This window comes from Streptomyces sp. CBMA123, from assembly GCF_014596465.1.
GTDB lineage: Bacteria > Actinomycetota > Actinomycetes > Streptomycetales > Streptomycetaceae > Kitasatospora.
Genome location: NZ_MECK01000263.1, coordinates 1 through 7,227, shown reverse-complemented (window position 1 = coordinate 7,227; position 7,227 = coordinate 1). Strand labels below are relative to the sequence as shown.

Genomic DNA, 7,227 nt, shown 5'->3' with positions numbered 1-7,227 from the left:
CCCCGACGCGGCCCCCGCCGACACCACCACCCCGGCCCTCGCCCAGGCGTACGCCTTCTACCGGCGCGGCGCGGCCGGCACGACGCCGCCGACGCGCCGGACCGCGGCCCCGCCCGCCGCCGAGTTCCACCAGAGCGTCGCCCACCTCACCGACCACCCCGTCGTGCTGCGCGCGCTCGGCCTGCTGATGGACCTCGCCGTCCCCGTCGCCGGGCTCACCCCGGTGGACGCGACCCACCCCGCGGAGCTGAGCGTGCTGCCGCGCTGGCCCCACCCGGACCCCGACCCGTCCCCGGGCTGGAGCGGAGCCACCCAGAGCGACCTCTGCCCCACCACCGCCTACACGCTCAGCGGCACCCGCTTCGTCCCCGCCTCCGTCGACGGCCCGACCTCCACCGGTTTCAGCAACGGTCTCCTCCCCCTGGCCGGTGCCGGCCCCGCGCCCTCCGGGAACGCCCGCTTCGAGCTGCTGCCCTTCGACGTGGACGGCGCCGCCCTGCGGCTGGTCAGCGCGGCCCGCTCGGACGCCACCGCGGCCCCGCCCGGGGAATCCTCCCCGGTCCCACCCGGGGCGCTGCCCGCCCTGCACTCGGCGGGCTTCGCCCTGCTCGACCTCTCGCGCGAGGACGAGCACCGCAAACAGCTCCAGCGGGCGCAGCAGCGCGGCACCCCGAGCGGGCTGCTCGCCTCCCCCCTGCTGGCGGACTCCCTGCTCGGCGGCTACCGGATGGACGTGTACGACAGCACGAGCCGGACCTGGCACTCGCTCTGCCGCCGCCGGGTGCACTACACCGTCGGCGGCGTGCCGCTGCTGCCGAACGGCCTGCTGGACGAGGGCTACCTGCGGCCGGGCTCGGTGGTCACCGGCTTCGGCGACGCCGACGCGCTGTACCTGCACCAGATCGTGGCGCGCTGGGACGGCTGGAGCCAGGTGGCCTCGCGGCCCGAGCGGGTGACCGGCACCGGGGACACCATGCCGCCGCCGGGAGCCCCGCCCCTCGACACGGTGGTGGAGTGCGACCCCGGCTCGCTTCCGCGCCTGCGGTTCGGCCGCACGTACAGGTTCCGGGTCCGGATCGCCGACCTGACCGGCGGCGGCCTGCGCGCCGAGGAGGTCGGCGCCGGCGAGGCGCAGACGAACCCCGTCCCCTACTGGCGCTTCGAACCGCTGCCGCCCCCGGAGCTGGTGCCCACCCGGGAGTGGGACGACGGCGACGGCCACGACCGGATGGTCATCCGCAGCGACCGCGGCACGACGGCGGACGCCTATGCGGCCCTGCACGGCTACCGCCCCTACGACCTGCGGCAGTTGCTGCCGCCGAAGTGCTCGCTCGCCCTGGCGACGCAGTACGACGGCGCCTTCGACTCCGCGCTGGGCCCGGCGGCGCCGGACACCGTGGTGTCCGCGCTCTTCGACGTCGCCACCCTGGCCGACGGCGAGCTCACCGACATCCCGGGCTCGCGGACCGTCGCCGCCGGACCGGCCGCGCCGGCTCCGTACGTCATCGTGCCCGAGACCGACCCGCCACTCCCCTGGCTGGCCGACCGGAGCAGCGCCTGCGCCGCCCTGAAGGCCCGGCCCCGGCCGATCGACCCCGTCAACGGGCGGCCCGGCGCGATCGTCCCGGCCGACACGGACGTGCTCGCCATCTGGCAGGGCACCTGGCCCGGGCTGCGGACCGCGTCCATCCGGCTGGAGGCGGCCGCGAGCGGCTGCACGGTCAGCCAGGCGGGCCCGAGCCACGTCACGGTCGCGCTCGGCCCGACCGAGCAGGTGACCTTCGACATCCCGTCCTGCCCCACCTTCGACGACGTCCCGCTGTTCGGCATCGGGTTCTGGCAGGGCATCGACCCGAACGTGCCGCACGGCCAGGCCTACCAGGACGTCGCCGCCGGCCGGAACCGCCTGATCACACCGCCGCGCACGGTCACCCTGGTGCACGCGGTGCAACGCCCCCTCGTCGACCCGCACGGGCAGCTGACGGCCCACCGGGCGCCCGGCGACCGCGACACCGTCCTCGGCCCGGAGAACCTCGCGATCGACATCCCCAGCACCGGGCGGATCGACCTGCACGCCGAGTGGACCGACCAGGACGACAACCCGCCCACGGCACCGACCACCACCCGGCGGACGGCGCACGTCGGCTCGTACGAGGTCCAGCACCTGGCGCAACTGGAGGCGTTCCCGGTGATCCGCCAGGAGTTCGGCGACACCCGCCACCACCACGTGAGCTACGCCGTGACGGCCGTGTCCCGCTTCGAGGACTGCTTCACGCGCGTCCTCGCCACCGACCCCGGCGCCTGCACCGTCTCCGGGCAGCTCACCGACCTCGACGTGCCGAGCACCGTGCGTCCTCCCGCCCCCCAACTGCTCCGCTGCGTACCGTCGTTCCGCTGGACCCGGAGCACCGACGGGCAGCAGTCGCTCACCCGGCTGCGGGCGGGCGGCGGCCTGCGGGTCTTCCTCGGACGGCCCTGGTACGTCTCGGGCGACGGCGAGGCCCTGGCCGTGCTCACCTTCCCGTCCGGACCGGTGCCCTCCGACGCCCTGCGGTGCGTCACGGTCGCCGGCCGCGACCCGATCAGGGACACCGGGGCGCCGCCCGCCGTCCTGACCGCCGCCCAGGTCAACGCGGTGCAGCGGGCCCAGGTCACCCTTCCCGAACTCCAGCGCCAGCTGGACGCCGCCCTGTACCAGGTCGAGTTCGACGCCGAGGGCGACTGCTGGTTCGCCGACCTGGACCTGGCGCCGGTCGTCGCCGCCTCCTACTTCCCGTTCGTCCGGCTCGCCCTGGCCCGCTACCAGCAGTACACCCTCACCGGTCTCCCCGCCGTCTCACCGGTGGTGCTCACCGAGCCCGTCCAACTCGCCCCGCAGCGGCAGCTGACCGTCACCCGGAGCCCGGGGCGGGCGGGCGTCACCCTGGAGGGCCTCGGCCCCGGACCGGGCGGGGCCGGTACCACCGTCCGGACCGAACTCCAGGTCCAGGACCCGGGGGTGCCGGCCCCCGACGGCGTCACCGGCTGGTCCACCGTACTGACGTCCTCCGCCGTACTCGGCCAGACCGCCGCGATCAGCGTCCCGGACACCGGGCAGCGGGCCCAGCGCCTGGTGGTCCGGGAGTTCGAGACCTCACCCGTGCCCGCCGGCAGTGCCACAGGGCGACCGGTCTTCCTCGACGTCGTACCACTCGGAACGTGGTGACGGACGCCCCCGGCGCCTCCGCGACGAAAGGAGCGATCATGGTGGACATCTTTCCCGACACCGGCCAGATCCGGCTGGCGCACCTCGCCTCCACCGGGGTGCTCCCCTTCGTGGTGGACCCGCCCGCGGCGGCCTGGGCCCTGCTGGTGGTGGCCCTCGGACCGAACTGCGCGCCCGTGGGCGCACGGCCACCGCAGATCGAGATCCAAGCACGGAACGGGCCGCTCGCCAGCGTCCCCGAGGCGCCCGCCACCGCCTCGGTCGTCGACCAGGCCTTGGCACCGGTCGGAAGCGCCTCCTGGCACCGGCTCGGCTTCGACGTCTTCGCCGTGCAGATCGACATCACCGATCCGAGCGACCGCCCCTGGGCCGTGCGGTTCACCAACACCGACCCGGTGGAACTCGGCTTCGTCTGGTCCACCGCGTCGAGCCCGGAGCGGGCCCAGCAGCCCCGGATCGTCATGGACACCACCCCGATCCAGCGGACGGTGTTGGTGGGCACGGCCCTCCCGGACATCGTGATCCCGATCTCCAACATCGGCACCGGGCCCCTGACCATCAACGGTGCCGCCGACCAGCCCATGGGCGCCGGCTACGTGCTGAAGGACTTCCCGCTCCCCCTCCAGCCCAACGGCTGCGACCACCTCACGATCGGGATCACCGCCGCGTCCCTACCCCCCGTCACCAGCACGGTGGACGCCACCTTCGTCCTGGACTGCAACGATCCGGTGGAGCAGGAAGTCACCCTGCAGCTGGCCCGCACCGAGAAGGACAAGGAGAGCAAGGAGCACAAGGACGTCGGCAAGGAGAACAAGGACGGCAAGGACCGCAAGGAACACAAGGACGACAAGGACGACAAGGACACGTCCAAGGAGCATCCTGCCGACCTCATGCAGTCGGCGTCCCCGGCCGGTCAACCGCCCGAGCACTTCATCCCGCCGGTGCAGCGCCCCGACCTCTCGGACAGCGCCCTCCGGGACGAACCCCCCGAGCCGAAGCCGGCCGAAGGGTAGGTGCCGCATGTGGCTGGTGCTCTGCGATCCGGCGGACCAGCCGGCGCTGTGGGCGTACCAGGGGTTGCGCGAACGCGGGCTGGAACCGCTGGAACTGCTCTCCGCGCAGGCCCTGCTCGGCTCCACCCGGACGGCGCACCGCGTCGACCCGGACGGCGCGAGCTTCGAACTCGTCCTGCCCGACGGGCGGGTGCTCGCCAGCCGGGACGTCGAGGGTGTGCTCAACCGGGTGGCCTGCGCGCCCTTCGGGTACCTGCCGTTCGACACCCACGCCGACGCCGTGTACGCCGCGGAGGAGTTGCACGCGCTGCTGCTCAGCCTGCTCACCTGCCTGGCCCCGGTCTCGGTCAACCCGCCCGTCGGGTACGGCCTGTGCGGGGCCTGGCGCTCGGACCCGGAGTGGACCGCGCTCGCGGCCAGGGCGGGGCTGCCGGTCCCACCGGCCGTGATCTCCAGCGACCCCGACACCGCGCCCCGAGCCGCTCCTCCACCACCGGATCCGTCCGGTCGCAGGGACGTCCTGGTGCTCGGCGAGCAGATCTTCGGCGCGCCCGTGCCCGGGGACGAGGAGGGGTACGTCCGGCTCGCCCGGCTCGCCGAGGCCGACCTGCTCGGCATCGCGCTTCAGCACGACGGCCGGCGACCGGCCGCCTTCGCCGGGGCGACGCCGATGCCCGACCTCCGCCTCGGCGGCGACGCGTTCCTCGACCACCTGCTCAAGCACCTGACCGGGCTCCGGTCGGACCCGCCGTGATCATCGTCTGCGGAATCGCCAGCGAGTCGCCGGTCGCCCGGGTCACCGCCGAACTCGACGCCCTCGGCCTGCCGTACTCCGTGCTCCACCAACGACGCTTCCAGGAGCTGCCGTTCGAGCTGGAGGCCACCGGCAGCGGTGTCCGGGGACGGCTCCGGCACAACGGCGGCTCCATCGACCTCGCCGCCGTCACCGGCGTCTTCGCCCGGCTGATGGACTGGCGCAGACTCCCCGAGGTCCGGGACGCGGACGAGGAGACGCAGCGCCGCTGCGGGAGTTGGCACTCCGCCCTCAGCACCTGGCTGGAGCTCGCCCCCGGCTGCGTGATGAACCGGGATCGCGCGATGGCCTCCAACATGTCCAAGCCGCACCAGGCGCAGCTGATCCAGCGCTCCGGGTTCCGGGTGCCGGAGACCCTGGTGACCAACGACCCGGACCTCGTCCAGGAGTTCCGGGCGGAGCACGGTGCCCTGGTCTACAAGTCGATCAGCGGGGTCCGCTCCATCGTCCGGCTCCTCGATCAGCCGGCCGTCGACCGACTGCCGCTCATCCGCTACTGCCCGGTGCAGTTCCAGCGCTACCTCACCGGCACCAACGTCCGGGTCCACACCGTCGCCGGAGAGGTGTTCGCCACCCGGATCGACACCGACCGGGTGGACTACCGCTACGCCCACAGCGACGGCGGCCACGCCGAACTCTCCCCCTGGCAGCCCCCCGACGACCTCGCCGACCGCTGCCTGCGCCTGGCCGGGCAGCTGGGGCTCGCCCTCGCCGGCATCGACCTGATGCTGGCCGACGACGGCGAGGTCTACTGCTTCGAGGTCAACCCCTGCCCGGCCTACACCTACTACGAGGCCCACACCGGCCAGCCGATCGCCCGCGCCATCGCCCTCGCGCTCACGCGAGGCTGAGGAGGACTCCGATCGCCTGACTCGCAGCCTGCGGAACATCGGCGGGACGGCCCGGTCCGCGGCGTCCTCGCCGCCGATCGCCCTGGTGCGGATCGGTCCGTTCCGTCCCGAGGTGCGCGTCCTTGCTTCCTTGGCCGCTGTTTTCACGATCGTGGCAGCCCAGCGGGGTGTCGACGGACGGCCGCCGGGCCGCCCGGCGGGGCCCGGCCGCCGCTACGCCTCGGCGAGGCGGGCGGCCAGGGCGTCCAGGCCGAGCGAGCCGTGGGCGAGGACGCGGGTGTGCCAGGCCCGGAGGTCGAAGGCGGCGCCCTGACGGCGGCGGGCGGCCTCCCGGCCGTCCAGCCAGACGCGTTCGCCCAGCTTGTAGCCGATGGCCTGGCCGGGCCAGCCGAGGTAGCGGTCGATCTCGCTGCTGCGGCGCGGGAGTTGGCTGCCGTGGTGGGCGGCCATGAACTCGTCGGCGAGGGCCGGGGTCCAGCGTTCGCCGGGGTGGCCGCTCCATTCGCTGGTGGCCGCGTCGGCGGGGACGGCGAGTTCCAGGTGCATGCCGAGGTCGACGATCACCCGGATGATCCGCAGCATCTGCTTGTCGAGGTAGCCGAGGCGCCGGGCGGGGTCGGTCAGGAAGCCGAGTTCGTCCATCAGGCGCTCCGCGTACAGCGCCCAGCCCTCCTTGTCGGCGCTGACCGCGCCGAGGGTGATCTGGTAGGTGCTGAGGCGGTCGGCGCAGGCGGTCCAGCGGGCGGTCTGCAGGTGATGGCCGGGGACGCCCTCGTGGTACCAGGTGCTGACGAGCTGCCAGGTGGGGAAGGACCGCCGGCCGAGGGTGGGCAGGTAGGCGCGGCCGGGCCGGCTGAAGTCGAGGCTGGGGCCGTTGTAGTAGGGCGCGCCGGAGCTGCCGGGCGGCGCGATCCTGGTCTCGACCCGGCGCAGCGGGCCGGCGATGTCGAAGTGGGTGCCGTCGAGGGCGTCGATCGCCTCGTCCATGACCTGCTGGAGCCAGGCGCGGACGTTCTCCTCGCCCTCGACGGCGTGGCCGTGCCGGTTGAGGTGGTCCATCGTGGCCCGGATGCCGGCGCCGGGGAGGATCCGCTCCGCGACGGCCCGCATCTCGGCGACCGTGCGGTGGAACTCCTCCCAGGCCCAGGCGTACGCCTCGGCCGGGTCGATGTCGGCGCCGTTGGCCCACCGGGCGGAGCGCAGGTAGCGTTCGCGGCCGACGGCGTCCGGGGTGCCGTCTGCGGCGGGCAGGTAGGTGTCGTTCAGCCAGTCGCGGAAGGCCGCCGCGGCAACGGTCGCGCGTTCGGCGGCGGCGTCCAGTTCGGGGCGCATCGGAAGAGCGTC

Annotated in this window: 5 protein-coding genes; 4 read left to right on the top strand and 1 reads right to left on the bottom strand. The window is 74.1% G+C overall.

Annotated elements, in window-relative coordinates; all coding sequences use genetic code 11:
- The 4 genes from BG452_RS26220 to BG452_RS47790 form a co-directional block, all read left to right on the top strand.
- Positions 1-3,205: hypothetical protein (locus BG452_RS26220; RefSeq protein ID WP_188306816.1), on the top strand; the 3,205-nt coding region annotated here is incomplete at its 5' end.
- A gap of 38 nt (positions 3,206-3,243) precedes the next feature.
- Entirely contained in the window at positions 3,244-4,218 is a 975-nt protein-coding gene (locus BG452_RS26215) for a hypothetical protein (protein ID WP_188306815.1), read from the top strand.
- A 7-nt stretch (positions 4,219-4,225) separates the two neighbouring features.
- A complete protein-coding gene (locus BG452_RS26210) occupies positions 4,226-4,972 on the top strand; it encodes a hypothetical protein (RefSeq protein WP_188306814.1) in 747 nt (248 codons plus the stop codon).
- Positions 4,969-5,883, top strand: a complete 915-nt coding sequence (locus BG452_RS47790) for a glutathione synthase (protein WP_188306813.1) — start codon at positions 4,969-4,971, stop codon at positions 5,881-5,883. The genes BG452_RS26210 and BG452_RS47790 overlap by 4 nt, the downstream gene beginning before the upstream one ends.
- A 213-nt stretch (positions 5,884-6,096) precedes the next feature.
- Here the strand turns inward: BG452_RS47790 and BG452_RS26200 are convergent.
- A partial coding sequence (locus BG452_RS26200) for a DUF885 domain-containing protein (RefSeq protein ID WP_188306812.1) occupies positions 6,097-7,227 on the bottom strand: 1,131 nt, incomplete at its 5' end.

Bases quoted from the DNA above. Each gene is read 5' to 3' on its own strand.
- BG452_RS26215 (WP_188306815.1), top strand. From the start codon at position 3,244: ATGGTGGACATCTTTCCCGACACCGGCCAGATCCGGCTGGCGCACCTC.
- BG452_RS26210 (WP_188306814.1), top strand. From the start codon at position 4,226: ATGTGGCTGGTGCTCTGCGATCCGGCGGACCAGCCGGCGCTGTGGGCG.